At 45.6% G+C, this 23,749-nt stretch carries 26 protein-coding genes; 6 read left to right on the forward strand and 20 right to left on the reverse strand.

From position 1 onward, the window contains the following. Nucleotide 1: 1 nt before the first annotated feature. Entirely contained in the window at nt 2–1,177 is a 1,176-nt protein-coding gene (locus DPO_RS11950; RefSeq protein WP_006966216.1) for an amino acid ABC transporter permease, read from the reverse strand. Nucleotides 1,178–1,290: 113 nt separating this feature from the next. Continuing rightward, a complete protein-coding gene (locus tag DPO_RS11955) occupies nt 1,291–2,304 on the reverse strand; it encodes an amino acid ABC transporter substrate-binding protein (RefSeq protein WP_006966217.1) in 1,014 nt (337 codons plus the stop codon). 217 nt (nt 2,305–2,521) lie between these two features. On the opposite strand from DPO_RS11955, the gene trhA reads away from it, so the two are divergent. Genes trhA through DPO_RS11970 form a run of 3 tightly spaced genes read left to right on the forward strand, consistent with a single transcriptional unit; the run spans nt 2,522 to nt 5,644 of the window. Further along, complete coding sequence (trhA, locus tag DPO_RS11960; protein ID WP_024334402.1) at nt 2,522–3,169, forward strand: PAQR family membrane homeostasis protein TrhA; 648 nt, start codon at nt 2,522–2,524, stop codon at nt 3,167–3,169. A gap of 58 nt (nt 3,170–3,227) precedes the next feature. Continuing rightward, nucleotides 3,228–3,803 carry an NUDIX hydrolase gene (locus DPO_RS11965; RefSeq protein ID WP_006966219.1) on the forward strand — a complete coding sequence of 192 codons (576 nt, stop codon included), beginning with the start codon at nt 3,228–3,230 and terminating at the stop codon, nt 3,801–3,803. Between the two features lie 11 nt (nt 3,804–3,814). Continuing rightward, nucleotides 3,815–5,644, forward strand: coding sequence for a M48 family metallopeptidase (locus tag DPO_RS11970; RefSeq protein ID WP_006966220.1), 1,830 nt, complete (start codon nt 3,815–3,817; stop codon nt 5,642–5,644). A 24-nt stretch (nt 5,645–5,668) separates the two neighbouring features. On the opposite strand, the gene DPO_RS11975 is transcribed toward DPO_RS11970, so the two are convergent. Beyond that, a complete protein-coding gene (locus DPO_RS11975; protein ID WP_006966221.1) occupies nt 5,669–6,094 on the reverse strand; it encodes an iron-sulfur cluster assembly scaffold protein in 426 nt (141 codons plus the stop codon). Between the two features lie 320 nt (nt 6,095–6,414). Here DPO_RS11975 and DPO_RS11980 point away from each other — a divergent pair, with 320 nt between their 5' ends. Continuing rightward, nucleotides 6,415–6,645, forward strand: coding sequence for a KH domain-containing protein (locus tag DPO_RS11980; RefSeq protein ID WP_006966222.1), 231 nt, complete (start codon nt 6,415–6,417; stop codon nt 6,643–6,645). Nucleotides 6,646–6,749: 104 nt separating this feature from the next. On the opposite strand, the gene DPO_RS11985 is transcribed toward DPO_RS11980, so the two are convergent. The 9 genes from DPO_RS11985 to DPO_RS12025 form a co-directional block, all read right to left on the reverse strand. Continuing rightward, nucleotides 6,750–8,108, reverse strand: a complete 1,359-nt coding sequence (locus DPO_RS11985) for a sigma-54-dependent transcriptional regulator (protein ID WP_006966223.1) — start codon at nt 8,106–8,108, stop codon at nt 6,750–6,752. A gap of 12 nt (nt 8,109–8,120) precedes the next feature. Then, on the reverse strand, nt 8,121–9,347 hold the full coding sequence (locus DPO_RS11990) for a response regulator (RefSeq protein ID WP_006966224.1): 1,227 nt from the start codon (nt 9,345–9,347) through the stop codon (nt 8,121–8,123). A gap of 46 nt (nt 9,348–9,393) precedes the next feature. Then, a complete protein-coding gene (locus tag DPO_RS11995; protein ID WP_006966225.1) occupies nt 9,394–11,523 on the reverse strand; it encodes a SulP family inorganic anion transporter in 2,130 nt (709 codons plus the stop codon). A gap of 437 nt (nt 11,524–11,960) precedes the next feature. Next, nucleotides 11,961–14,093, reverse strand: coding sequence for an EAL domain-containing protein (locus DPO_RS23945; RefSeq protein WP_006966227.1), 2,133 nt, complete (start codon nt 14,091–14,093; stop codon nt 11,961–11,963). Between the two features lie 30 nt (nt 14,094–14,123). Next, on the reverse strand, nt 14,124–14,483 hold the full coding sequence (locus DPO_RS12005; RefSeq protein WP_006966228.1) for a carboxymuconolactone decarboxylase family protein: 360 nt from the start codon (nt 14,481–14,483) through the stop codon (nt 14,124–14,126). 100 nt (nt 14,484–14,583) lie between these two features. Continuing rightward, nucleotides 14,584–15,036 carry a hypothetical protein gene (locus DPO_RS12010; RefSeq protein ID WP_152427655.1) on the reverse strand — a complete coding sequence of 151 codons (453 nt, stop codon included), beginning with the start codon at nt 15,034–15,036 and terminating at the stop codon, nt 14,584–14,586. Between the two features lie 38 nt (nt 15,037–15,074). Then, nucleotides 15,075–15,980, reverse strand: a complete 906-nt coding sequence (locus DPO_RS12015) for a hypothetical protein (protein ID WP_006966230.1) — start codon at nt 15,978–15,980, stop codon at nt 15,075–15,077. Between the two features lie 108 nt (nt 15,981–16,088). Then, the gene (locus tag DPO_RS12020; protein ID WP_006966231.1) at nt 16,089–16,529 is read right to left on the reverse strand and encodes a hypothetical protein; all 441 of its coding nucleotides are present in this window, start codon (nt 16,527–16,529) and stop codon (nt 16,089–16,091) included. 4 nt (nt 16,530–16,533) lie between these two features. Next, nucleotides 16,534–16,986 (reverse strand): hypothetical protein, encoded by a 453-nt coding sequence (locus DPO_RS12025; RefSeq protein WP_006966232.1) that lies wholly within the window; start codon nt 16,984–16,986, stop codon nt 16,534–16,536. Between the two features lie 596 nt (nt 16,987–17,582). Between DPO_RS12025 and DPO_RS12030 the strand changes: the two genes are divergently transcribed. Then, nucleotides 17,583–17,861, forward strand: a complete 279-nt coding sequence (locus tag DPO_RS12030) for an addiction module antidote protein (RefSeq protein ID WP_006966233.1) — start codon at nt 17,583–17,585, stop codon at nt 17,859–17,861. 54 nt (nt 17,862–17,915) lie between these two features. Next, nucleotides 17,916–18,686, forward strand: a complete 771-nt coding sequence (locus DPO_RS12035; protein WP_006966234.1) for a retropepsin-like aspartic protease — start codon at nt 17,916–17,918, stop codon at nt 18,684–18,686. On the opposite strand, the gene DPO_RS12040 is transcribed toward DPO_RS12035, so the two are convergent. The 8 genes from DPO_RS12040 to DPO_RS12080 form a co-directional block, all read right to left on the reverse strand. After that, nucleotides 18,681–19,370: a hypothetical protein gene (locus tag DPO_RS12040; RefSeq protein ID WP_006966235.1), complete on the reverse strand. Its 690-nt coding sequence runs from the start codon at nt 19,368–19,370 to the stop codon at nt 18,681–18,683. The genes DPO_RS12035 and DPO_RS12040 overlap by 6 nt on opposite strands. A 136-nt stretch (nt 19,371–19,506) precedes the next feature. Further along, complete coding sequence (locus tag DPO_RS12045; RefSeq protein ID WP_006966236.1) at nt 19,507–19,755, reverse strand: type II toxin-antitoxin system HicA family toxin; 249 nt, start codon at nt 19,753–19,755, stop codon at nt 19,507–19,509. Then, a complete protein-coding gene (locus tag DPO_RS12050) occupies nt 19,748–20,128 on the reverse strand; it encodes a type II toxin-antitoxin system HicB family antitoxin (RefSeq protein WP_006966237.1) in 381 nt (126 codons plus the stop codon). The genes DPO_RS12045 and DPO_RS12050 overlap by 8 nt, the downstream gene beginning before the upstream one ends. A 343-nt stretch (nt 20,129–20,471) precedes the next feature. Further along, a complete protein-coding gene (locus DPO_RS12055) occupies nt 20,472–20,765 on the reverse strand; it encodes a helix-turn-helix domain-containing protein (RefSeq protein ID WP_006966239.1) in 294 nt (97 codons plus the stop codon). Between the two features lie 200 nt (nt 20,766–20,965). Beyond that, nucleotides 20,966–21,319, reverse strand: a complete 354-nt coding sequence (locus DPO_RS12065; RefSeq protein WP_006966240.1) for a hypothetical protein — start codon at nt 21,317–21,319, stop codon at nt 20,966–20,968. A gap of 61 nt (nt 21,320–21,380) precedes the next feature. Beyond that, a complete protein-coding gene (locus DPO_RS12070; RefSeq protein ID WP_006966241.1) occupies nt 21,381–21,722 on the reverse strand; it encodes a hypothetical protein in 342 nt (113 codons plus the stop codon). Between the two features lie 81 nt (nt 21,723–21,803). Continuing rightward, nucleotides 21,804–22,424 carry a hypothetical protein gene (locus DPO_RS12075; protein WP_006966242.1) on the reverse strand — a complete coding sequence of 207 codons (621 nt, stop codon included), beginning with the start codon at nt 22,422–22,424 and terminating at the stop codon, nt 21,804–21,806. A 25-nt stretch (nt 22,425–22,449) separates the two neighbouring features. Further along, entirely contained in the window at nt 22,450–23,568 is a 1,119-nt protein-coding gene (locus DPO_RS12080) for a hypothetical protein (protein WP_006966243.1), read from the reverse strand. Between the last annotated feature and the right edge of the window lie 181 nt (nt 23,569–23,749).

A 23,749-nucleotide genomic window follows, 5' to 3' on the forward strand; every position in this document is an offset into this window, starting at 1 on the left:
ATTATCTTTCAACCAGTTTGGATTTTTTATTGTACCAGTTCATGAAAATGGATGTGGAAACACTGAACACCAGGTAACATGCCATGATCATGGCCACGCCTTCGATGGATTGCCCGGTCTGGTTGATGGTGGTATTGGCCACGGAAACAAAATCCGGGTAACCGATGGCAATGGCCAGAGAGGAGTTTTTGGTCAAATTGAGCATCTGACTGGTCAAAGGGGGGATGATAACGCGCAATGCCTGGGGAAGGATCACCAGATTCAGAATATGTTTTTTCTTCAGCCCGATGGACATGGCGGCCTCGGTCTGACCCCGGCTGACCGCCTGAATACCGGCTCTGACAGCCTCAGCTACAAATGCAGAGGTGTAGATCACCAGGCCTAAAAGCAACGCGAAGAATTCCGGAGACAGCATAATGCCGCCTTGAAAATTGAATCCTTTCAGTTCCGGCACATCCATCTGCATGGGGGCACCGTGCAGGACCCAGACCAGCAACGGCAGCCCTAAGGACAGGCCCAGAAACGGCCACAGCACCGGAAAATCCCGGCCGGTGGTAAATTTGCGTTTTTTGACCCAGCGTTTAAGACCGAATCCCAAAGCAAGGCCGATAATCAGCGCAACAAACATTTGAAAATAAGCGGGATGGGAAGCAGGCACGGCCAGGGCCACGCCCCGGTTGCACAGAAACAGTCCGGCCATGGGGTTCAATGCCTGTCGGGGACTTGGAAACATTTCATAAAACAGGGCGTACCAGAAAAACAGCTGCAGCAGAACCGGAATGTTCTGCATCACCTCAATATAAATCATGGCCAGTTTTTTGACCAGCCAGTTGGTGGACAGTCTGGCCACACCGATGAACAGCCCGATGATCAAACAAAGAATTATACCGATAAACGAAACTTTCAGCGTATTGAGCACACCCACGAACAAGGCTTTGGCATAGCTGTCTGACGCAGAATACTCAATCAGGCTTTCACCGATTTCAAAGGCGGCTTCTCTTTCCAGAAAACCGAATCCAGAGGCGATGGACTGTTTTTCCATGTTGACCAGGGTGTTGTTCACCAGATACCAGGCCAGCAGACCCACCATCAGACAGGTGATAATCTGAAATCCGATGGCCCGTTTTCCGGGATCCAGCCAGAAAGGTACTTTTGGTTCTGATTCAGAAGGTGTCATGGCTCAGATGTTTTTTCCATTATAGGGAGATCTGATATCAGACGCTCCGGATGATTAAATCCGGAGCGCCCGATACTTAAGGTATCTTTTAGGGTTCGGGTCGGAAAAAAAGTCTACCTGATGGGAGAAGCGTACATCTGTCCACCATCGGTCCACAGGGCGTTCAGGCCTCTGGGGATACCCAGGGGTGTATCAGGACCGACATTTCTTTCAAATATTTCCCCGTAGTTGCCCACCTGTTTGACAATGTTATAGGCCCATTCATTGTCCAGACCCAGCATTTGGCCCATCCCCGGTGTTACACCCAAAAAGCGTTTGATTCCCGGATTTTCCGATTTGAGCATGTCATCCACATTCTGGGAGGTGATACCCAGTTCTTCCGCCTCGATCAACGCCATCATGGTCCAGTTGACAATATCGAACCATTGATCATCTCCATGCCGGACCACCGGGGCCAGCGGTTCTTTGGAAATGACTTCCGGCAGCAGCATATAATCTTCGGGATTGGGTGCCACGGACCGGTTGCCTGCCAGCTGGGACATGTCAGACGTCAATGCATCGCAACGACCGGCAAAAAAAGCTTTGTTCAGCTCAGCGGTATTTTCAATGACCACGGGAGACCATTTCATGCCGTTGGCCCGGAAAAAATCAGCGGCATTCATTTCCGTGGTAGTGCCGGGAAGGACACAGACGGTGGCGCCGTCCAGTTCTTTGGCGCTTTTGATACCCAATGCTTTGGGGACCAGAAACCCCTGGCCGTCATAGTAGTTGGGCTGAACAAAATTCAAGCCGGACTGGGTTTCTCTGGACAGGGTCTGGGTAGTATTCCTGCACAGTACGTCAATCTCTTTGGACTGAAGGGCCGGCAGCCGCTGGACCGCTGTCAGGGCCGTGAATTTGACTTTGGATGCATCGCCGAATACCGCTGCGGCAATGGCTTTGGCCGTGTCCACATCCAGACCTTTCATTTCGCCCTTTTCATCGGGCATGCCGAATCCGAACAAGCTGCCGTTGATGCCGACATCAACATAGCCCTTGGCTTTGACATCATCCAGGGTACCGGCCATGGCCATGGCAGACATGGCAAGAATACTGATACACGCAACGACCATTTTAAGTGGTTTCATGAATCCTTTCCTCCTGTGGTTTAAAGTTTACTTCATTAACGTGGGGGTAAATACGAAATTACCATTCATGTATTAGCACACCCCGGTAAATTATCAAGATTTTTTTCGGTTATTCCTGGTTATTAACCAGTGGATCCGGGTAAAAATTTAAGTACAACAGCGCATTTGTATTGAAGACAGTACAAAAAAAGCGTAAAGTATCTGCATGAAAAATCCATTGAAATTATTCAGAGAGCCGGTCAACGCATTGTCTCATATGGCGGGCAGCCTGGCATCCATTGCCGGCCTGACCTTGATGGTGGTCATGGCCGCTGTCAAGGCCGATGCCTGGCATGTGGTGTCTTTTGCCATTTTCGGGACCACGCTGGTATTCATGTATACAGCCAGCTTTCTTTACCATGGCCTGCAATTGTCAGCCAAAACGCTGGCTATTTTTCGCCGCATCGATCATATCATGATTTTCATGGTCATTGCCGGATCATATACGCCTTTGTGCCTGGTGCCGCTGCGGGGACCCTGGGGATGGTCGCTGTTCGGCATCATCTGGGGATTTGCTGCGGTGGGAATCGTGCTGAAGCTGTTCTGGATGAATCTTCCCCGCTGGATCTCCACGTTGATCTACCTGGGTATGGGGTGGCTGTGCATGGTGGCGGTTTATCCGCTGGTACAAATTCTGGAACCAGCCCCGCTGTTATGGCTGGCCTTAGGTGGTTTGTTTTACAGTCTCGGAGCCCTGGTGTATATCTTCAAAAAACCGGATCCGTTTCCAAAAATGTTCGGGTTTCATGAAATCTGGCATATCTGTGTGCTGCTGGGCAGTGCCTGTCATTTCTGGCTGGTTTTCGGTTATCTGACATATCTGTGATCTGTCTGTTTTCGGACAATCAAATCATCACATGGTACAGGTTAATGAGGAGTGTTTCATGAAGATTCATCAGATTCGGAAATTAACCGATATGCATCATTTGAATCTGTTTTCCCTGACATATCAGGACCGGGTGGGCAAAGACAAAACCTGGACATTCGCGTCCCGGTCCGGCCCGAAAAATTTTGAAGAAACAACCCGGGATCGACCGGATGCCGTGGTGATCGTTCCCTATCATGTCAAAGAACAGCGCCTGGTGATCATTAGAGAGTTCCGGGTGGTGCTGGGGGGATATCAATACGGGTTTCCCGCCGGTTTGCTGGATCCGGGGGAAAGCGTAGTTACGGCCGGTCGGCGGGAGCTGTTCGAAGAAACCGGCCTGCACTTGACAAAGGTGCTGGCGCAGAGTCCTGCGGTTTTTTCCTCCTCAGGCATGACGGATGAATCCGTCAGTCTGTTGTACGCGGAATGCGACGGGGTTCCTTCCAGCGACCATATTGAGGATTCTGAAGATATTCAGGTGATTCTGCTTACCCCGCAGTCGGCTGAACAGCTGTTGAATACGCCGGACATCCGGTTTGACGTGAAAACCTGGGTGGTGCTGAAACAGTTTGCGGCCCACGGAATCATTTAAGAGATCCCATCGTGTTTTCCACAATCATATATTTTCTGGTGGCGTTGATCATTTATGCGACATCGGAACTGTTTGGTGTCAATGGGCCAGGGACATCGCCCGGATGGCTGCAGAGCCTGGTGCTGGGCATCGGTTTTTTTCTGATCTGCCGGTTGAGTTTCCGGCGTATATTGAACGCTGCTAAAAAATCTGTCACCTTTCAGGAGGACCGGGCGGTTTCCAGCACCATATCCCGTTTATCTGTGCTGGCTTTACTGGTATTTGCCGTCAATATTTATGTGTTTCGCCTCAATACGGCATTTTCTCATGTTCAATTGTTTCAGAAGGTTCCCACGCTGGAAGCGTTGCTGTTTTTAGGATTGTTTGTTTCATACCTGGTCATGGTCTGGCATGCGGCCTATCCGGTTCAAAAACATTTGTTTTCCCGGCCGGTTTCCTGTAAACAATACATTTTTTCCCAGTTGTCATTTGCTTTGCCGCCATTGCTTCCCTGGCTGTGCCTGTCTTTGTTTGTGGATTTGATCCGGTTCATTGCGTATCCTCCGCTGGATGATCTGATGAACGGTCCGGCCGGTGAAATGATCATCATTATGGTGTTTATGGCCGGGATTGCGGTGTTCGGCCCGGTGTTCATCAAAACAATTTGGCAATGCCGGCCCATGGAGAAAGGGCTTGGCAGATCCCGGATCGAGGCGGTCTGTCATATGGCCGGATTGCGGTATGCCGATATTTTGATATGGGATCTGTTTGCCGGCTCCATGATCACGGCCGGTGTCATGGGTCTGGTGGGAAAATTCAGATATATCCTGGTGACCCCGGCCTTGCTCGGTTCTCTGAATGATGAGGAGCTGGCTGCGGTCATTCTCCACGAAATCGGTCATGTCAAGCACTGGCACATGCTGTATTATCTGGTTTTTTTTGCCGGATTCATCGCCTGTAACGCGGTGTTGTATGACCCCTTGATGCTTCTGGTTCTGGCAGGGGCGACCTATTTCCCGGAGCCTGTTTTTTCAGGAATAGACATATCTCAGGTTCATTCGGTGCTGATGGGTGCGATTCTCATCTGTTTTTTCATCGTATATTTCCGTTTCGTGTTCGGATTTTTTATGCGAAACTTTGAACGCCAGGCCGATCTTTATCTGTTTCGATTCTTTCCCAATGCCTTTCCCTTGATCCGGACATTTTATAAAATCGGCGCCATCAGCCGACAGGATATGGAACGTCCCAACTGGCATCACTTCAGCATTGGACAGCGCATCCGGTTTCTGGAAAAATGCCAGGAGAACAGCGCGTTGATTGCGCATCATCATCGCCGGGTCCGGCGCATGATCGGTGTTGCCGTGATCGGGTTGATCAGTGTCGTCGGGTTCGGATATCACCTGTCTTATGGTCAATTCAAGCCCGGGATTGACAATTTTGTTACCGGTCGGCTGGTGCTTGAGCAATTAAAGATGGATCCTGAAAATGCGGATCTGCATGTGGTTGCCGGAGATTTTCACTATGCGTCCCAGAATTTCATCCAGGCAATCGCCGCTTACGAATCCGCCATTGGTATCAACTCAAATCATGTCCATGCCCTCAATAATCTGGCCTGGCTTTTGGCGACATGCCCGGTAACGGAAATTCAGGACCCGGGCCGTGCGCTGAATCTGGCCGGCCGGGCCGTGGGCCTGGCACCCCAGTCGCCGTTTGTGCAAGACACCTATGCGGAAGCCCTGTTTGCCAACCACCGTGTGGCTGAAGCAGTATCAGCCGCTCGAAAAGCCCTTGAGCTGGCCCGGGACCGGCAAAATTATTATCAAAATCAGGTCCGGCGGTTTCAGCGGCACCTTGAACGCTGAACGACAACAAACTATCCGGATGAATCAAAGGTTACTGGCGGACTGGTACTCTTCAATGCCCTTGTGCATGGTTTTAACGGCCAGCTGGATGCAATGGTGTTTTTTTTCCGGAATGTTTTCAAGCCGTTTAAACACATCTCCGTCATTGATGGTCAATGCCTTGTCCAGGGGTTGACCCTTGATCAGATCCACCACGGCCATGGCAGCGGATATGGCACCGGCACACCCGGTGATCTCATACCGGACATCCTGAATGATGTTGTGTTCATCCACCTTGAGATAAATTTTCATGATATCGCCGCAGGAGCCGACTTTTTCAGATATCTGGCTGGCGTCCTGAAGATGACCCATATATTTTTTTTCAATAAAGTAATTGATGGCCGGTTCTGCATATCCGGCTTCAGACAGCATTTTCCGCTGGGAGGTGATGGCGTCGATTTCCGTTGTCACTGGTGTTTCCTTACTGGTTTCGGGCTCAAGGGGCATTGAATGCATCACCGACGGTTCGGAAAATCCATTCTCATGTCGAACCTGAGCATATTCAAGTTACGGCACATAAAATAACGGAATTCTGATTGTTGTCAAGGAAAATGCCGATTATTGGAAAAACAAAAGAAAATAACACTTGTGAATTGAACCAGTTATGATATGGTAAAAATGATTATTTCACCACTGACGGACCACACAAAGCCGATATCCCGACAAGGGTTGACCGGGCGATATATAGACGTTGATTATCATTTTGGTATACAGAAAAAGGAGACCCCGTCATGAAAGAGTTAATCAAGTACATTGCACAGTCTTTGGTCGATGATCCGGATCAGGTGGATGTCCAGGAAATAAAGGCGCAGCAGACCCTTGTTCTGGAGCTTCGGGTGGCAAAGGAGGATCTGGGGAAAGTCATCGGTAAAAAAGGCAGAACCGCCCAGGCAATGCGTACTATTCTTTCGTGCGCATCAGCCAAAGAGCAGAAACGGGTTATCCTGGAAATCGTGGAATAGTCCGGCTTACAAAATCCTGTCCGCATCAGGGGCTGTGAAAAAAACAGGTCCAGCGGTCATGCGATATGTTTTGCACCCTTTTGGAGAGTTCTTCAAAAAGCGGTTTAGTTTTCTGCCGTGAAAATTTTAAGTTTTCGCCATAATGCCGCGCGGCTGATGCCTAAAATTTCAGCCGCCTTTGACCGGTTGCCCCGGGTCAGCTCAACCGCCTTAAGGATATGTTTTTTTTCCAGTTCACTGAGGGTTTCAAATGGACCTTCAATCTTTGCGGGGACTGTCTGGTTTTTTTTCTTAAACCGATCGGGAAGATGGACCATTTCTATCGAGGCGGTGTCCGTTAAAATGACTGCGCGCTCGATAATATGTCTGAGTTCCCGGACATTGCCGGGAAAAGGGTAGGCCATGAAAATGGAAAGCACCTCTTCTGAAAATGATTCAACATTTTTTTTAAATTCTTTATTCAGCTGGGCTAAAAAGTAGCGGCATAATGGAAAGATATCATCCCGGCGCTCCCGAAGCGGCGGGATGTTTATTGATATGGCATTCAGTCTCTGATAAAGGTTTTTGTTGAATTTATTATTTTCGACCCGTTGTTTAAGGTCCTGGTGGGTTGCAATAATAAACCGGATATCCCTCAATGATTCTGCTGAATCCTGAGATTGCGTCGACAGGGTATCTTCCAGCAATGTGAGCATATCCTGCTGGGTCTGTTCCGGCATGGTTTCGAAATGATCCAGGAAGATGGTTCCAATGTATCGCAAATTTTTTGATTTTTCACCGACTGAACCAGGATACCAGCCCGACCCCTCAAGAGAGCCCAAAAGTTCTGTGAAATTAAAATCATCACTGAAACAGCCACAGTTAAAAGCCAGAAATCGCTGGTCTTTACGGTGGCTTGATCTGTGGATCACCCTTGCAGCCAGTTCTTTTCCGGTTCCCTGCTCCCCCCGAATCATGATGGTACAGTCCATTTCCGACAGGCGCTCAATATCTTTGCGCAGCCGCTGCATGCCGGGGGTCTCCCCGATTATTTTCGGCAGATCCCCGGATCTCCTGCCGGCGGGATCAATCAACTCTTTTGAAGGTAACTGTTTTGTGCTCTTGGCGCTGAATCCTTTGATCAAATCCCACAAATCACTCATAGAATCTTTTTCAAAATACTCTGAGCCCGAAATTTTGGTTTTTTGTCGGGTTTCCTCACTTCCATAGCCGGTCAGAAGAACCGTCTTCAGGTCAGGAGTGATCTGCTTGAGGCGGGTGATGGTGGTCAGGCCATCCATGTCCGGCATTTTTAAATCCACAATGGCCAGGTCGATTCGGGTTTTTGACGCAACTTCAATGGCACGGGTGCCGGATGATGCTTTGATGGTTTCAAAACCCAGCAGTGCAAGCCGCCGGGCCATCGAATCCAGCAGTCGTTCCTCATCATCGACCAGTAGAATTTTTATAATTCTGTTTGCCATTATTTTCCTTTGCTATTGGCCTTTCTTTAATTCCCGGGCCTTTTCCATTTTTTCTTTTGCTTTTTTCAGGGTTTCGCTTAAAAAGTCAATTTTTACCGGTTTGTGAAGATAGGCAAATGCCCCAAGATCCATACAGATTTTTCTGTCCTCTTCAGACCCTTGGCCGGTTAGAATAATCACCTCTATTTCGGGTCTTGTTTCTTTGACTTTCCTTAAAACTTCGATACCGTTGATTCCGGGCATTTTAAGGTCAAGAATCATGACTTCGGGTTCATCATCATTGATCATATCCAGGGCGGACTCGCCATCATAGGCCACGGCTGACCCCATGTCTCTTATCATGAGACGTTCAGAAAGGGTCTGGACAAATTTTCGCTCATCATCCACCAGCAGCACTTTTGGGGTTTCAAAATCATATTTGCGGTAGATGTCCGCCTGGTGATACTTCTTGCCGACTTTTGTTTCAACGGAAGTCACGCCCGGTACTTTTTCCACAATGGCTTTCAATTCATCCTCAAGCCGGCTCAACATGAGGACATGATTATTGATACTCAGGGTAACCGCCCCGTCTTTTGCATTGACACCCACGCTGTGGCCTTCTTTGGCAAGCGCCACTTCCACTTCGGATGTAAGGATAAAATCCTTAGCCGCTTTTTTGGACTGCTCCGTGGCTTTAATGACCTCGCTGCCAAGATGGCTTTCAATCAAGGCGACAGCCTCTTCCAAATCCATCTTGTCTGTGGGAATGATCATATCATAAAGAGACGGATCCCATGGATCTTTGGTATTTAAAATATCATATACCCACGAACTCCTGTCCTTGTCACTGCTGTGAATCAAACTGATCGCTTCTTTTTCAGATTTTCCTTCTTCCTTGGCAGCCATGATTCTGAATTTCATGTCTGCAATAATACAGATGCGGAGTACATGGGTAATCTCTTTGGGTATCAGCTGGCTGCTGAGTCCTTCGACAATCAGATTGTCTTTTGAAAGCATCCTTGCCAGTGCCAGTTTGATCCAGGCAGTGGCCCGTTCTTTTTCATGGGTGAACTTATTGAATACGGAAACTTTGGAAGAAAAGGCGGTTTTAATTTTATTTTCAGGCATACCTGAAATCCAGGAAGCTTCAGATATGATTTCATTATCCGTAACGATATCATATTTGATTTTTTCCATGATTTTTTCAAGAACCGGTTTTTTCTTGCAGAAAACACCGCTGAATATGGTTATGACTGGCATTGATCGTCTCCTCTGTATTTAATTGTGACGGACATTAATTATATTTTTATTTCATAGTTTGCGCAATATGGCAAACGGTTGTAAGGGGACACTGTTCTTCAGTCCCACCTTTATGGGCGGTTTCATGAACCGAACAGATCGCTTTTTCCATGGTGGGATAAATGTGACTGGGACCTATTTTTTCAAGCAGATGTGTTCGTTCCAGGACAGTCATCACGGATTCATTGATTCCGCTGAATGAGATATCGATGCCGGCGCTTCTCACCCGGTCTATGACCAGGGAGAGTGCTTCTTCACCCGAGGCATCCATATCATTGATGCCGTTGCATGCGATTATGATATGTCTCAGATTTTTCTTTGCCAGAATGCGCTCATTAATTTTATCTTCCAGGTAACTGGCATTGGCAAAAAATAACGTGCCTTCAAACCTTATCAGATCAACATATTCACATTCCATCAGTTCATTTATCATTGAATCGCGAAAGTCTTCATCCGTGTGTCGTGACAAGGAAGCTACACCCGGTCTCATGCTTTTATACAAAAACACCCCCAGGGAAAGAAGGACGCCGATCATGATCCCTTTGTCAAGGTGAGGGGCAAAAGCCAGGGTAAAGATAAAAGTGATAATGGAAATCGCGCCGTCATACCACTGGGCCCTCCAGGCATGGATAAACCCACTGATATTTATAAGCCCGATGACGGCCATCATGATGACTGCTGCCAATACCGCCTGTGGCAAATGATAAAGAAGTGGTGTGAAAAATAACAAAGCAATTACCACAATACAGCTGGTAAACACACTGGAAAACCCTGAAATAGCCCCCGCCTGAAGATTTACAGCAGACCTGGAAAAAGATCCTGAAACCGGATAGCTTCTCCCGAAAGATCCGAGGATGTTGGCCAGTCCCTGCCCGATGAGTTCCTGATTAGGGTCCAGACGCTGGCCGGTTTTGGCGGCCATGGCCTTTGCAATGGATATGGCTTCCATGAACCCCAGAAGTGAAATAATAACGGCATAGGGAAACATCTGGGTGATAATTTTTAAGTTTATTTGGGGTATTCCAAAGGAAGGAAGCCCCTTGGGGATATTTCCGACGACGGCTCCCCCCCCACTCATATTAATATTGTCAAGTGAGATCGGGTTGTTTTTGACTTTGATGCGCCAGGTTCTCCCATCGGTATCCAATCCATTTTCTGGGTCGGTTTTTAAATAAAAATTCATTGACCCTTGTGTTCCGTTCACTTTGTTGAACAGAAAATTTCTGATTTTTTCCCTGTATTTTTGCGCATTTTTTTCCAGCAATTCGATTTGAAGCGAATAGACATTAATTTCATGCTGGACATTGATCCGTTCAATCGGATCATGGAGGGTGTCAAGTATTTTGCCCGCTTCTGTCCTTTTTTCGGACAGGGGGTTGATTGCAGTGACTGTTTCGTTAAATGTCTGGATCGTTTCACCGACATCTTCTGACTTGATGGATGATATATCAACCACTGTATTTTTTTCAAACCCTGTTCCCCAAGAGATGAGGGTGGTTACAACAACAGCCACCAGTACATTTGGAATTTTAGGTGCAATCCGTTTGAGAATATACATGATTGCAAAGGCAAGGGCGCCCATAAAGAAGGTGGGCCAGTGCGTGTAATGTATCGCCGCGGTTATGACTCTCATGATGGTTTCATAGTGATGCGCCGCCTTATCAATATTCACGCCGAACAGTTTTGATAACTGGGACGATGCAATAATAATGGCGGCGGCATTGGTAAACCCGTTTACCACCGGATGGGAAAGAAAATTAACAACCAGGCCGAGTCTCAGAATGCCTAAGAGAAACTGAAACGCGCCCACCATAAGTGCCAGCATAATGGCATAAGCGATATATCCCTCGCTGCCTGTTGAAGCCAGAGGAGAAAGAGAGGCGGCAGTCATCAAGGAAACAACCGCCACCGGTCCAGTGGCCAGTTGTCGGCTTGATCCGAACAGCGCCGCGATCATGGGTGGCAGAAACGAAGCATAAAGGCCGTAATAGGCAGGGAGACCTGCCAGCTGGGCGTAGGCCATTGACTGGGGAATAAGTACCAATGCAACGGTCAGTCCGGATAAAAAATCAGTTCTGAGTGTTTCAGAATTATAATCTTTGAACCATTCAATAAAAGGGAAAAACAGTTTCAGCATTTCAGGCTCCTATCAATTGAAAACATGGTTTTTTCCAACATCCGCTGACAGAATGAGACTGGAATATTCAAAAGAATGGCTGCAATATCACTGGCCATCCGGTTCGTCACAGGGACGGAGGATGATATGAACCATCGGGGTGAAATATTTGAAGAATTGTTTAACATTTGATCAATCTCCTAAAGCAAGTTGTTTACAAATGAAACTTATATGAGTATTACACGTCTATAAAGTAAATTTTTTTAACAGTCAATTAAAAATATTTCAAAATAAAACATATAGACATATTGATAACAAATGATGAAGTTAAATTGGCTGAGATGCTTGCCAGGTGGATTGAACTGCGAATATGTCGGTCGCTGATCACACCTCATCGGACAAGGGACTTTTTTCGGAGTGCTCTACCTCGTCTTTCTCCAGTTTTTGAATGATATCTTCTACTTTATGAGAGGATAGATGTCTTTTGCAGGCATCGGCCTGGCGATCACATACCCCTGGGCTGTGTCACAGCCCATTTTTGCCAAAGCGTTCAGTGTGGCCTCGTCTTCCATGCCTTCCGCCGTGACCGTGAGCCCCAGATTGTGGGACAGATGGATCATGCCGGCGACAATATCAAAGTCACGGGGGCTGGTTAAAATGTTTTTGACAAAACTTCTGTCAAGTTTCACCTCGTCAATATCAAACCGGCTCAGATAGGTCAGGCAGGAATGACCCGTGCCGAAATCATCGATAGCCCAGCGGACCCCCGCATCATGCAGGTCTGAAATGACCTCCCGGGCGTGGTCGGGATTTTGGATGATCTCTGTTTCGGTTACCTCAAAGCAGAGTCCTTTCCGGATGTCCGGTTCCAGCTGTTCTTTGATGAAATCCACCAGATCTTCATCGGTCAGATCATTTGCAGAAATGTTCACACTGATTCTGAACCGGGCGTTATATTCACGGCAGCGGATCAGTTCCTGTACCGCTTCTTTGATGACCCATCGGGTCACCTGACGAATCAGGCCGCTTTTCTCCAGCATCGGGATGAATTTCCCCGGAGAGATCATGCCCAGTTTCGGGTGATGCCAGCGGATCAGTGCTTCTGCTTCCTGAATACGTCCGCTGGCCAGGTCAAGTTTTGGCTGATACACCAGATGCATGTCCCGGGTGCCGTGAAGATGAAGGTCATGTAACAGAATCAGGTCATCGGAATCAGGTTCCAGCTGCGGTGAATAAGTTCGCCATGACAGATTTTCATGGATCGCCGCAGAATAGGCGGTGATGGCCTGACGGATGTATTCCTCGGCTTTGGGACCGGAGGACCCCATGGCCACCTTTCCGACACTCACCCCCATCACCACCTCGGGAGTGACATCCACCCCGTCGATTTTGCAGGATATCTTGAGAAGGTCGTAAATCCGGGCAGGCGGGGTGCCGGGCCGGGCTGCCAGGATAAAATAACCGATGCCTGAATGGGTTGTCTCTAAAAAATCAAGATATTGCAGACGGTGTGCAAAATCTTTGATCATCTTTTCATAGCCGGAACGGCCGAACAGACTGTTGATGGATTCCAGGTTTTTCAGGCGAAGAAACACGACCACAGGGGGGTGTCCGGATTTCTGGACCAGGCGCTGTTCAAGGCGGTCGGCAAATGCCTGGCGGCTGTGAAGGCCTGTCATTACATCATATTCCGCCAGGTAGCGCAGTTGGCGGGTGCGTTTTGCTACCTGGCGTTTCAGATACCAGGACAGGGACAGTCCGGCCAGGCCTAAAAGAACCAAAGGGATCAAGATCCAGGCGATTGTTTGCAGGTGATCGGTCATTGTCGGCGGATGCCACTCCAGGGCTTTTTTCCACCTCTCGTAGATCGAAAAATAAGTGCCGTCCGCCTGCATGGCGGCCAGCTCCCGGTTCATCCACTCCAGCAGTTCGGTATTGCCTTTGCGAACTCCGAAAACATAGGGCTGGTGCCAGAATAGATGGCTTGTCTGAACAACATCCATGCCTGTTGCATTCTGTCGGGAGGTCAGAGAGACTTCTATGCAGGCATCGGCAAGGCCGGTATGAACCACCTCGACACAGGCCCGCTCGGTATCCACCGGAACCAGAGTGATGCCGGTCTGTTCTTCCTGCAGCCGGCGTTCTGCATAACTGCCTGACACAACCGCCGTCCGAAAGCCTTTCAGGTTATCCAGGCTTCTGAACTGTCTGCCTTTGGTATGGGAGAAAATGGCATGGGACAGGTGATAAAACGGGAGCGTGAAGTCAAAGTGCTGACTGCGCTCCTCTGAGGCAAAAAAAGCAATCACATCCGCTTTGCCGGTTTTGACGGCGGATACCGCATCCGGCCAGTTTTCCAGCCGGTGTTCGACCGTTCTTCCGCCATGCCGTCCCATACTTTCCTGAAGGTCAATGATAAACCCTTTGGCCCGCCCCTTTGCATCGAGCCATTCAAAAGGCGGATAGTCGGCAGATCCGGCAAAAACGATTTTTGTCTGCCGGTCAGAATCTGTTTGTGCAAAAGATCTGTCCGAAAGGATTCCGGAAAGCAACAACGTGGCTGCAATCAAATAAAGACTGATTCTACGCATGGGCTCTCCTCTCCTTGATTACAGGCCGCATCACCCTTTTTTTTGTTTAAAATATTCCATGGCTTTCAAAACAAACCGGGCATAGGCCCCGGCCTGGCCCCCGCCCATTTCGATGGCCACATCGATGGTTTCATAAATTTCTTCATCAGCGGCACCCTGCTGAAGGGCCTGGTCAAGATGCCATTCCATGCAGGGCTCACACTTTGTGACAATTGAAATGGAAAGCGCCATCAATTCTTTGGTTTTCTTGGTGAGCGCCCCGTTTCTGAACGCTTTTTCCTCCACTTCCAGAAACGGCCGGTACGTCTTCACATTTTCCAGGAATGTCAGGTGTGTTTTTTTCCGGTCTTCAATGCTTTGCTGGATCTTTTTTTCAGTCAGGTCGTTCATTTTTGCCTCATGGATATATGATGATCGTTTTCAGTCTGCCAGTAACACTCCTTTTCAACAGTGAAATCCCTGTTGGACCCTCATCAGGTGTAAAAGAATGTCAGCCTTTCTGCTCAAAATAGTCTGATAATAATTTTTGCCATTCTTCGATGAAATTTTCATAATCACGCTCACTGAATCCCAGAACAAAAATTTCCCCAGCTTTTGACAGTGCAATATATTTGTACGTCACTTGAATTTTGGTCTTAGAGGGTCCCAGTGCCGAACACTTTACTGTAACGATCCCAAGCTTGTGCTCAGGCTCAATCTTGTAAAACTGCACCAGGTGAGATCCAGGGTCATATGTTTTTACGATCCAGATCGCATTCATTGTTCCATGGTCATGATTTTCTGTTAAAAAAACATAGTCCTCGGAAAGATCGGTGGTTCCCATAATATTCTTATAGTCCCAGCCGGGGACCCACAGCTTTTCTCCTTCGGGGCTGAACAGCAGGAACAGCTTATCTATTGGGACATCCAATTCGAACGATTTTGTATGTGTTGCTGATTTCATGTCATTTTTTTTAATGATAAATGAGGGCATGCACAAAATTAATATTTTTCCTGAGATTTTCTCAAATAATCAGACATTATCGTTGCTTCCGGATTATTTGGTTCATTAGGTGTTTTGTCGATGAAAAAACCTCCTCCATGCTCAATTACTTTTCGTTTCCCCATCTCACGAAAATAATTTTTTGTGTGAAAATACTTAATGGAGTTTTTTGCATAACTTTGATTTCTGTATTCGCGGGTAGCTAGTATGATTAGTTCAAATGTCTTCGTTTGCAGCGCCAAAGCTTGTGGATACCAACCTGGCCTTAGTAGCGTTTTTCTAAGAAAAAAAGTGTGCATGCTGGTATGAATGAATGAGGCCCGCCATGGGTCATTTCTTGGGATTGGGGCGGCCAGACTTTTTAGATAGCCTTTTTTTGTAAGAGACACCTCGATTGTATTAAAAAAACACTTTGAACTATCTGTGTGAAAATAGTTGATAATGTTTTTTTGTGGTTTGACCGATCCTGGAGTATTACTTAATTCAATTCTGCAGATTGGCAATGGATGGTCTTCGATATTGCTCGAGGATGCCAGATGAGATTCGGTATACGGTGCCTTCCCTTTTAACGGGTTATTGCCATCGGAAATAATATGTATTTCGCCAGTTGCCTTTTTTCTTTTTCTTCTTCCATGATAAGTTAGGTGTGATTTTTGGGATTTGTTTATTAACGTTTCTTTTCCTTTCCAATAATGAACGCAGTCGTAATTATCGGGAAACGAAATTACAACATCAATTTCATTATTTTTTTCTTCCATATTAAAGAGAACAACTTCCTTGCCCGAAAACAGCCCTCGAAGGTTATTTCCCGAATTATTGCTTGGATAATAGAAAGTACATCTGGTAAAGCCGCTTATGTATTGCTGCCCTGCATAATCGTGCATTTTTCCGTTGTTAACGCTCATGGCTTATTTTCCATTTTCACCAAAACCACCGAAGCCAGGCGCCTTTGTTTTGGCGGCATCGGCAGGCCTCCTAATCGTTTTTTGTTCACCCAGTCCTCCCATTGATCGTTAAGGGTTTTGTTCAGGGCATAAACCGACACCCGGTAGGGTCCCGTTTGGGCCGCGTTCGTATATGGTGGTTGAAAAGCCGGTGTTGGGCATCAGCCGGGGTAATTTGGGCCGGCACAGCTCCAGATCCGGCTTGTCAACGGCCAGCCAGATGTGTCGGCCAGGCTCGATGTTTCTTGTTTCAGTGGTTATTTTGACGTTGGTTCCATTGGTTGTTCCAGGCAGGGGAAAGGTGATCCTGGCCCATGGGCCGGGCAGGGGAGTTTTTGAGAATAAATTGTTGATGAAAAGGATAAATAATACGAGGCACAGGGTCGTGAGTGCCGAAACGATCATGATGGAATACAGGGTTTTTTTATGATGTGTCGAAATGGATTGTTCCGGAGTCTGATTCTCTTTGATCGCGTGAATGATTTTGTTCTTGAGATCATATTCAATCATGATGTCATTTCCTGAGAACGTTAAGAAATTTTTTAATATCCTTTTTTGCCTTTTCTTCGGCTGATTTCAGTTCGTCCCTGATAATTTTGAGCAGGGCTTGTTTCTGTCTGTCATTCAGCTGATCGCCGACCCCGGCTTCCCGGATGCATTCGTTGAGGATCTCAACGGCCGGGTCCATTGACACTATTTTTTGGGAGATGTCTTGCGGGGGTTCGCCCTCATAGAGCTGTTTTCCAATCTGCAGGAATGAAAGATAATCGTATCCACAAGCATCAGCAATTTTTACTTGAGCTTCAAAAGGGATCGGTTTTTTTCTTTCAGGATTAAGCAATTGACTGATGTAACTTTTTCCATATTCGGTCCCAATTGACAGGATTTTCTGATACCCAGTACCGGTCTCATCAATCCAGAATTCAAGGGCCTTTTGAAAGTATAAATATGGTTTTAATTCAATCATCTATCCTTCGTTTACTATACGTAAACTTAGATTGGTATATAAAAATGTTTGTTATTTATAAACTTATTTGATATTTTGTTTATTATTTATAATTATTTGGATCATGAAGCGAGGGGTTAATAAAGAAACTTGCTGAATTTATAGATTATTCAAGAGAGTTTGTCAATTGTGTACTTTTGGAGTCAGACCCATGTGTGCCGTCTTGGCATGTCTCAAAAAATATTTGGGATTTAAAATTGCTGATGTTATTGAGAATACTGGCGGAAGTGCATGGGAACCGAATCCCGGTATAGTGTTTTAACCTACTGAATTTATGAAAAATTATTAGTAATTTTTTAAGCGGGACCAAAGACCCGGGACAAAACCGGCGAGACCAGATCATTTTACCACCTTCAGAAGTCCGGCCAGGTCCATGCCGGATGAGTCCATAAATTTTTTTTGCGGGCAATCTGAGTTTCCGCATATCTTCTGACTGAATCCAGGCAGGGATGTTCGTGGCCAGTCTTGGTGTTGAAATTTTTCAAGGTGTGCTTTTTTCTTGTTTTTTTGTAGTCTGTGAACTACATTTAAATCATGAAATATGAATAGGAAGATTCATGAAAACAAACACCAGCCCATACAACCCTTTTGATTATCTGGAAACGGAAGAGGAAATCAACGAATACCTGAACGATGCGTTCATGGACGACGATCCCCAGGTGTTTCTGGTCGCCCTGGGCCATCTGGCCAGAAAACAGGGCATGCAGGAGGTGGCCAGAAGAACCGGGCTGAACCGGGAAAGCCTTTACAAATCGCTCTCCGGCAGCGGCAACCCGCATTTTTTTACCGTGAAAAAAGTGATCAAAGCCCTGGGCTGCAAGCTGGAGGTGGCGTGAAGATCAATCAATGACCTGTTCAACTTGATTCAAACTGATTCTGGGAATAGAAAGATGAAATCTGATACCAAAATATTAATAGCGATTTTTTCTCCAACGCTCATATTTGTTATCATACTGTTTTCATTGTATAATTTTTTTGGTGCACAAATTATTACTCCCCATTTTTGGACCAATTTGTTTGTCCAAAAAAAGCCTTCAAAGCAGGTCGTTAAAGGGACTGTTAGAGTTGAAAGCAAATCTTTAATTCCAGAAAAACAAATGTATCCGGTGGGCAAAAAGAAAACGGATCTTCATGGTTCTGATTTAATCTATTCCTGGATTGATGACAAGGGTGTAAAACACTTTTCAAATGTCCAGCCCAGTGGGATAACGGCTGCAATAGAAACTCAAAAAGCCCTAAAATATCAAGAATCAAAAAATTTTCCTGAAAGATTTCAAACTAAGGTTGTTATTCGGGGGAATGCAGTTTTGGTGCCCGTAAAAATTGGATATCGAGGCAGAGAGAAACAAACCTGGTTGATTTTTGATACCGGCGCAACCAGTACAGTTATCCATGATGATCTTGCAAAAAATATGGATATTGTTCCACAAAAATATTCAAGAGCACAAATTGCTGATGGAAGCATAATTCCTTCCAAGGATGCACAATTGGATTATATCATTGTGGGTCCCTACAAAATTTCAAATTTTGAAATTAAAATCATAAACCATGCCGGTGGTTCAAATTTAACAAAAGGGCTTCTTGGAATGAATTTCTTGAAATATGTTGATTACAATATCGATTTCAAAAATCAAGTGATAACCTGGTATAAAAAATCATAGTTTTTCAAACAGATACTGTCCCGGCTGCCGGGCCAGGTGATCGATGAGATCCACCATGTTCCGGTGACAGGGGATGATATGCTCGTGATCGGTCTTTGTGTGGTTCACCACCTGCCGGGCCGACACGGACCGCCGGATCCAGTTCTTGAAATAGGATTTATACCCCTTGTATGTGGCAGGCGTCTTTTTCTTTTTGGTTTCCAGCCAGGATTCAAAGTAGGGGATAACGTCGGTCCATCCGGTTTCAAGATACTTTTCGATCCGGAAAAAATACTCAGGAGTGGCCGGCAGAATCGGATTTTTGCAGGCAGGGTTTGAGCACCGCTTTTGACCGGGCTCCGGTTTCGGTCGCATGGACCTTGGTTTGTAGCCATTCAGCTTTAATTTTGGCTTTGGTATCGGTGTCGGTTCCGGCGCGGGAGAGGGGGCCGCTGCCAGTCCTGACCGGGCGGCTTCAAATGCAAGGGCAGCCTTGATGGTCTTGTATCTGACAGTGAAACCCATGACCCGGGCCTGGGCCAGCGGATCCACCCCGGGAAAAAGGGGAAGAAAGTCGTTGCAGATCAGACACACGGCCTGGTTGGGATCGATTTTCTTTTTTGCGGTGCAGATAGAATACCGGTGGCAATAGTCGCCACGGTTGATTTGTCCGGGATCTAACGGGCAGGGTGCCCCTGAATACACAAAACCCGAAGCAGCCGTACGGTTTCGGGTTTTTCAAATTGTCTTGCCATTCGGCCCTCCGTTTCCGGAGAGTCTGGGGCGCGTTTGGATGGTTTTTAAATTACAGGATGGAGGGGATTTGTGTCAAGAAATTTATTTAATTCCAAAATTCATCTTCATTTATATCAAAACGCCGCAGGGCTGCTTTAATGACTGGAACATGAATGGTTGTTTTTTTTCCGTGGTTTTTTATCGGGTACTGAGCGCCTTTGGTTGATCCTTCGGAGTCGGGCTTCAGCAGAATAATTTCAGAACCCTTGCCACGGCTTCTTGCCATTGACACCACACCAAATTTTTTCAGTTTTTTGATAAAATCTTTCAGGGTTAAGGGGTGGCGGTTAGGCATAAAAAAATGTATTGGGGGGCTCACATGTTTTCGTGATCAGCCATGGCGGGATGATTTTTTCTGGATTTGTCCGGTTTTTCATTGAATGTCTGATTTTGTATTTTCGCTCTACCTGTTCATTGCATTTGTAAAACTTCTGCCAGGCTTCAGGCGGCGCCGGGTGGAACAGGTTGTCAAGGTTATCATTGGTAAAGGCATAATCTATCTGGGCACATATAAGAGAAACGATTTCCCTCTGAGCATCATCAAAAGTCTCACCTACGGCAACAATATCAAGCTCAAGACAATGGGCCACAAAAAGTCCATCTTCCTTTGTTACCAAAACATTGGTTGTAAAGGATATGTCATTACTTTTTTTAAGAACTTTAGCCACTTTTCCTCCAAAAAAACATGATATTTTATACAATGAAAATATCACCATGTATTTCATTACGTCAAGAAGAATTCTAAACCACAGGGTCAGATTGAACGACCCGGTGAAGGGGATTTTTGAGGCACTATCCCGAGTTGGCTACAGGTGCCAATCTAATCATCCACAGCGGCCCGGAACCCTATGTTTTCAAATTGTCGGCCTCATAGGTCACCAGGTCGTTTATGAACATTGTCTGGCAATGGAAAATATACTCATGACCATTGCGGCTTATTTCAACCGATCCTGAAAAATCTTTGTATTTAATCGTTTCCATCTCCGTCTTTCTCTTTTTTTTCCGGCCGCTCTAGATCAGCCCCTCCCCGGGATCCCGGGTCAGATGTATATCAAGCTCTTTTTCCAAAGCGTCTGCGATTTTGATCAACCGTTTGAGGGTAAAATTTGTGCTGCCGTCCAGCATTTTTGTCACTGCTGTTTTGGATGTCCCAAGCTTTCTGGACAGTTCAGCCCGGGTGATTTGTCTTTCTTTCATGACCGAACATATCTGCTCGGTGATTTCCAGTATCTTGTATTCAATTTTATATTCAATGTCATTTTCAAATTCTTCAGAAAGGGCCTGGTACAAGTTTTTTTCCTTCATTTCCGTCCCCTTTGGTTTCAGATTTCAACCCCGTTTCCTGCCATCAGTCGGGCGCTGATCTCACGGGCCTTTTCAATTTCCCGGCTTTGTTGTTTCTTTTTCGGTTTGAGTTCAACCACATCGTTTTTCGGAAGCAGCTTGTATATATAAGTATAGACAAGTTGGTTTTTGCCAGGTAAAATTACCAGTATTCGACCCACTTATTTTTCAGGAGTTTTTTTCAATGACTGAACAGAATATTCCCCGGGCCGGGGCTTTTTCGGCCAGGCATCAAAGTGGCCGCAAATCCCCAGAAGTTCGGCGTCCTGGTAAAGCTTTGTTGTTTTTGCATCCAACAAAGGAAGATGCTCTGGCAGCAGCAGCTGCTCGCTGGTCACCTGTACCACGCTCCAGCCAAGACCCTGAGCATAGCGGGTAGCTTTATCCAGAGCCCCGCTTTTGGATGAATCAAAAACAATTACAAACGCATCAGCTCCCTCGATATTATGCAGCTGGGGGTTTTTGTTTTCTGGAGAGGGAACCAGATTTATCCTGATCATGTAAGGGTCTGCCATGCTGAATGCTCCTTCCACATCACCGGTTCAAGACTTAAGGTACGTTCGATCTTTATTAGCCTCATGGTAATGGTAAAGTGATTTCAGGAAATTTGGGTCTAAGTAATTCAATTAGTTTTTGAAATTCGTTTTTTTTCAGCAACCTTCCAATAAATTTGTTACCTTTAAAAAGTTTTCTATTTCCCAAATGAAGTTTGCAGCCTTGTAATGAGCGAGCCCCACTTATACAATGTGCATGTGGGGAAGATGGAAACGGGTCGGGATCCGATTTGTGAACTTGCCAGATTTCTCCGTTAACTTTTAGGTCTTTTTCAATGAAATCGAGACCATCAGATGTTTCCCAATTGGTTTTTTGGCATTTAATTTCAAGGCAATGGTTTTTGTCCTCTAACATTTCAAACATTGTCATTCTCCATTTACTGTATCTTAGAAATCAGAATCGTTTTGACAGCGCTGTGGACTAATCTTTCTCGAAGTAGTTGATTCACTTGAGCAGGGACACTAATCCAAAAGTCACTGTTAAAATAAGCCCAATCACTGCAAGTGATACTGACCATCGGTTCGTTTTCCTTATTCTTGCCAAAGAATCCTCTCTTGCTTGTATCGCCGTAGTGATCTCTCTAAGTTTACGATGTATTGCGGGCTTATCACCGGAACCTAAGAAGAGTTCAATATCAGTAATAATGCTTCTCTCCAAATCCGGCAAGCCTGCATAAGGTGACTGTTGCTCGTTCTGCTCGATAAATTTACTGATTAGTGATTTCCATTCAACCAAGACTTCACTGCCTTCCTTAGGCGGATTTTCGAGTAACTGAACAAGGTATTCTCTAAGCCAAGTAGATAGGCGCGCTGGATTTCCAGCTTCTTCTGTTCCTGTTCGCTTTACACCTCTATATAGATTTTCCATGTCCGTTACTGAGGAGATCGATTGATTTTTTAATCCCTCAGTAACAGCACTGAAAAAGCGTGATTTTTCTTTCTTTCGGCGCTCTGTTAGTCGCCGCAATAACTTACTGACCGCAGCCGCATAAGCGATGGTGGCTGCTAATGCAACGATAATAGTAATGAACTCGGAATAAGTGCTGATACCTAGAAATCCATCCATGTTCTTTCCTTTGTAACGACACAGCTCACCTGCGGCTTCGAAGCGCAGCGGAAGTGCCGTCCGGTGGAGCTCTGTGTTCGGTTTTCTGTGATTTATTATCCTGAAGATACTTACGGTTTTTTTCCAGTTCTGCTTTTTTTTCTTTCTTATGTTCTTCGACAGTTTGGGTTAATATTTGCGGTGTGGAAAGACCTGTTGCAATATTATGTAGGTCCTTTTGAATTGCCTCAAGAGATTTGGAAATTTCGTAATCAGTTGGTCTGCCAATTGTCTGCATCCCCTCGTATGGTTCAATATTAAGTTCAAAAATTTCTGGTGGTTTATTTTTACCGTCATCATTGGTGTAAGAGACTTCTATTTTTATCGGTTTCAGCTTTGGCTCTGACAAGATCTTCACAGTCTCACCAAAGAAAAATTCTATTGTTTCTTTTGCAGGCAGGTAATGCATAACTTTGAACATTGACATTTTCAAAATAGGAATGTCCTTTGATTTCAAATTTTCCTCATCTGCTATAATTTTCCATTTAATATTGCGCGCAGCTCCACCACCAATATTTCTGATTATCATGTTTATTATCATGTTGCTTATTCGAGCAGGGATCAAATAAACTTCTATTTTTGGTTCAGAATCCTTTTCCCTAATTTTTTTTGTTTCATTAGCTAATTTTTTGTTTAGTAAAAGCAGAACGAAAGTGAATAAAACCATTATTGCGCCTTGCGATTTATTTGTTGCAGCAATGATTGTCTTTACTATCCCAATTATGCAAGACAGGAGGCTTGTTATACTCTCAAAGAAATTTTTGTAATCTGTATCCGAACCTTCAGAAACTCTACCAACATCAGATCCAGGCACTTCAGATTTTTTTGAATCTTTTGTAATGATTTGTGGTTGTTTCTTGTTTTTAGAAAGTTCTATGTCGCTTGGCGATGGCTTGGATTGTATAGGTTCAGTTTTTTGATTTGCTTCATCATTGTTACCTGAGTGGATACTTCCTGTAAAATCGGTAGCGGCTGAAATTGTGATGGGGAGACTAATCAGGGCACACAGCAAAGATAGGCAGAACCATTTTTGCCACTGGACTAAAAAATTACATTTTTTTGATTTCAGTGAAACAAATATTCCAAAGTATTTTTTAATTTCCATAGAACCGAACAATTATGATGTTTAGATCAGTCTATTAATTATTATCCAGCAGCTAACTTATAATCCGTCTATCTTAATGATATTTAAACTTCAGAAAATCTAAAGGTTAAAATCCGCGGACTATTCCCCTGATTGATCTGTTCGGCTGCCGGTCCGAAAATACCTCCTAAGTATTTTCCAT

The sequence above is a fragment of the Desulfotignum phosphitoxidans DSM 13687 genome, assembly GCF_000350545.1.
Taxonomy (GTDB): Bacteria; Desulfobacterota; Desulfobacteria; order Desulfobacterales; family Desulfobacteraceae; genus Desulfotignum; species Desulfotignum phosphitoxidans.

Bases quoted from the DNA above. Each gene is read 5' to 3' on its own strand.
- DPO_RS12070 (WP_006966241.1), bottom strand. From the start codon at position 21,722: ATGTTTGAAATGTTAGAGGACAAAAACCATTGCCTTGAAATTAAATGC.
- DPO_RS11950 (WP_006966216.1), bottom strand. From the start codon at position 1,177: ATGACACCTTCTGAATCAGAACCAAAAGTACCTTTCTGGCTGGATCCC.
- DPO_RS12035 (WP_006966234.1), top strand. From the start codon at position 17,916: ATGAAATCTGATACCAAAATATTAATAGCGATTTTTTCTCCAACGCTC.
- DPO_RS11985 (WP_006966223.1), bottom strand. From the start codon at position 8,108: ATGGCAAACAGAATTATAAAAATTCTACTGGTCGATGATGAGGAACGA.
- DPO_RS12025 (WP_006966232.1), bottom strand. From the start codon at position 16,986: ATGATTGAATTAAAACCATATTTATACTTTCAAAAGGCCCTTGAATTC.
- DPO_RS11990 (WP_006966224.1), bottom strand. From the start codon at position 9,347: ATGCCAGTCATAACCATATTCAGCGGTGTTTTCTGCAAGAAAAAACCG.
- DPO_RS12045 (WP_006966236.1), bottom strand. From the start codon at position 19,755: ATGCCTAACCGCCACCCCTTAACCCTGAAAGATTTTATCAAAAAACTG.
- DPO_RS23945 (WP_006966227.1), bottom strand. From the start codon at position 14,093: ATGCGTAGAATCAGTCTTTATTTGATTGCAGCCACGTTGTTGCTTTCC.
- DPO_RS12010 (WP_152427655.1), bottom strand. From the start codon at position 15,036: ATGAAATCAGCAACACATACAAAATCGTTCGAATTGGATGTCCCAATA.
- DPO_RS12055 (WP_006966239.1), bottom strand. From the start codon at position 20,765: ATGAAGGAAAAAAACTTGTACCAGGCCCTTTCTGAAGAATTTGAAAAT.
- DPO_RS11995 (WP_006966225.1), bottom strand. From the start codon at position 11,523: ATGCTGAAACTGTTTTTCCCTTTTATTGAATGGTTCAAAGATTATAAT.
- DPO_RS12020 (WP_006966231.1), bottom strand. From the start codon at position 16,529: ATGATTGAATATGATCTCAAGAACAAAATCATTCACGCGATCAAAGAG.
- DPO_RS12075 (WP_006966242.1), bottom strand. From the start codon at position 22,424: ATGGATGGATTTCTAGGTATCAGCACTTATTCCGAGTTCATTACTATT.
- DPO_RS12080 (WP_006966243.1), bottom strand. From the start codon at position 23,568: ATGGAAATTAAAAAATACTTTGGAATATTTGTTTCACTGAAATCAAAA.
- DPO_RS12015 (WP_006966230.1), bottom strand. From the start codon at position 15,980: ATGAGCGTTAACAACGGAAAAATGCACGATTATGCAGGGCAGCAATAC.
- DPO_RS11965 (WP_006966219.1), top strand. From the start codon at position 3,228: ATGAAGATTCATCAGATTCGGAAATTAACCGATATGCATCATTTGAAT.
- DPO_RS11980 (WP_006966222.1), top strand. From the start codon at position 6,415: ATGAAAGAGTTAATCAAGTACATTGCACAGTCTTTGGTCGATGATCCG.
- DPO_RS12005 (WP_006966228.1), bottom strand. From the start codon at position 14,483: ATGAACGACCTGACTGAAAAAAAGATCCAGCAAAGCATTGAAGACCGG.
- DPO_RS12065 (WP_006966240.1), bottom strand. From the start codon at position 21,319: ATGGCAGACCCTTACATGATCAGGATAAATCTGGTTCCCTCTCCAGAA.
- DPO_RS12030 (WP_006966233.1), top strand. From the start codon at position 17,583: ATGAAAACAAACACCAGCCCATACAACCCTTTTGATTATCTGGAAACG.
- DPO_RS11955 (WP_006966217.1), bottom strand. From the start codon at position 2,304: ATGAAACCACTTAAAATGGTCGTTGCGTGTATCAGTATTCTTGCCATG.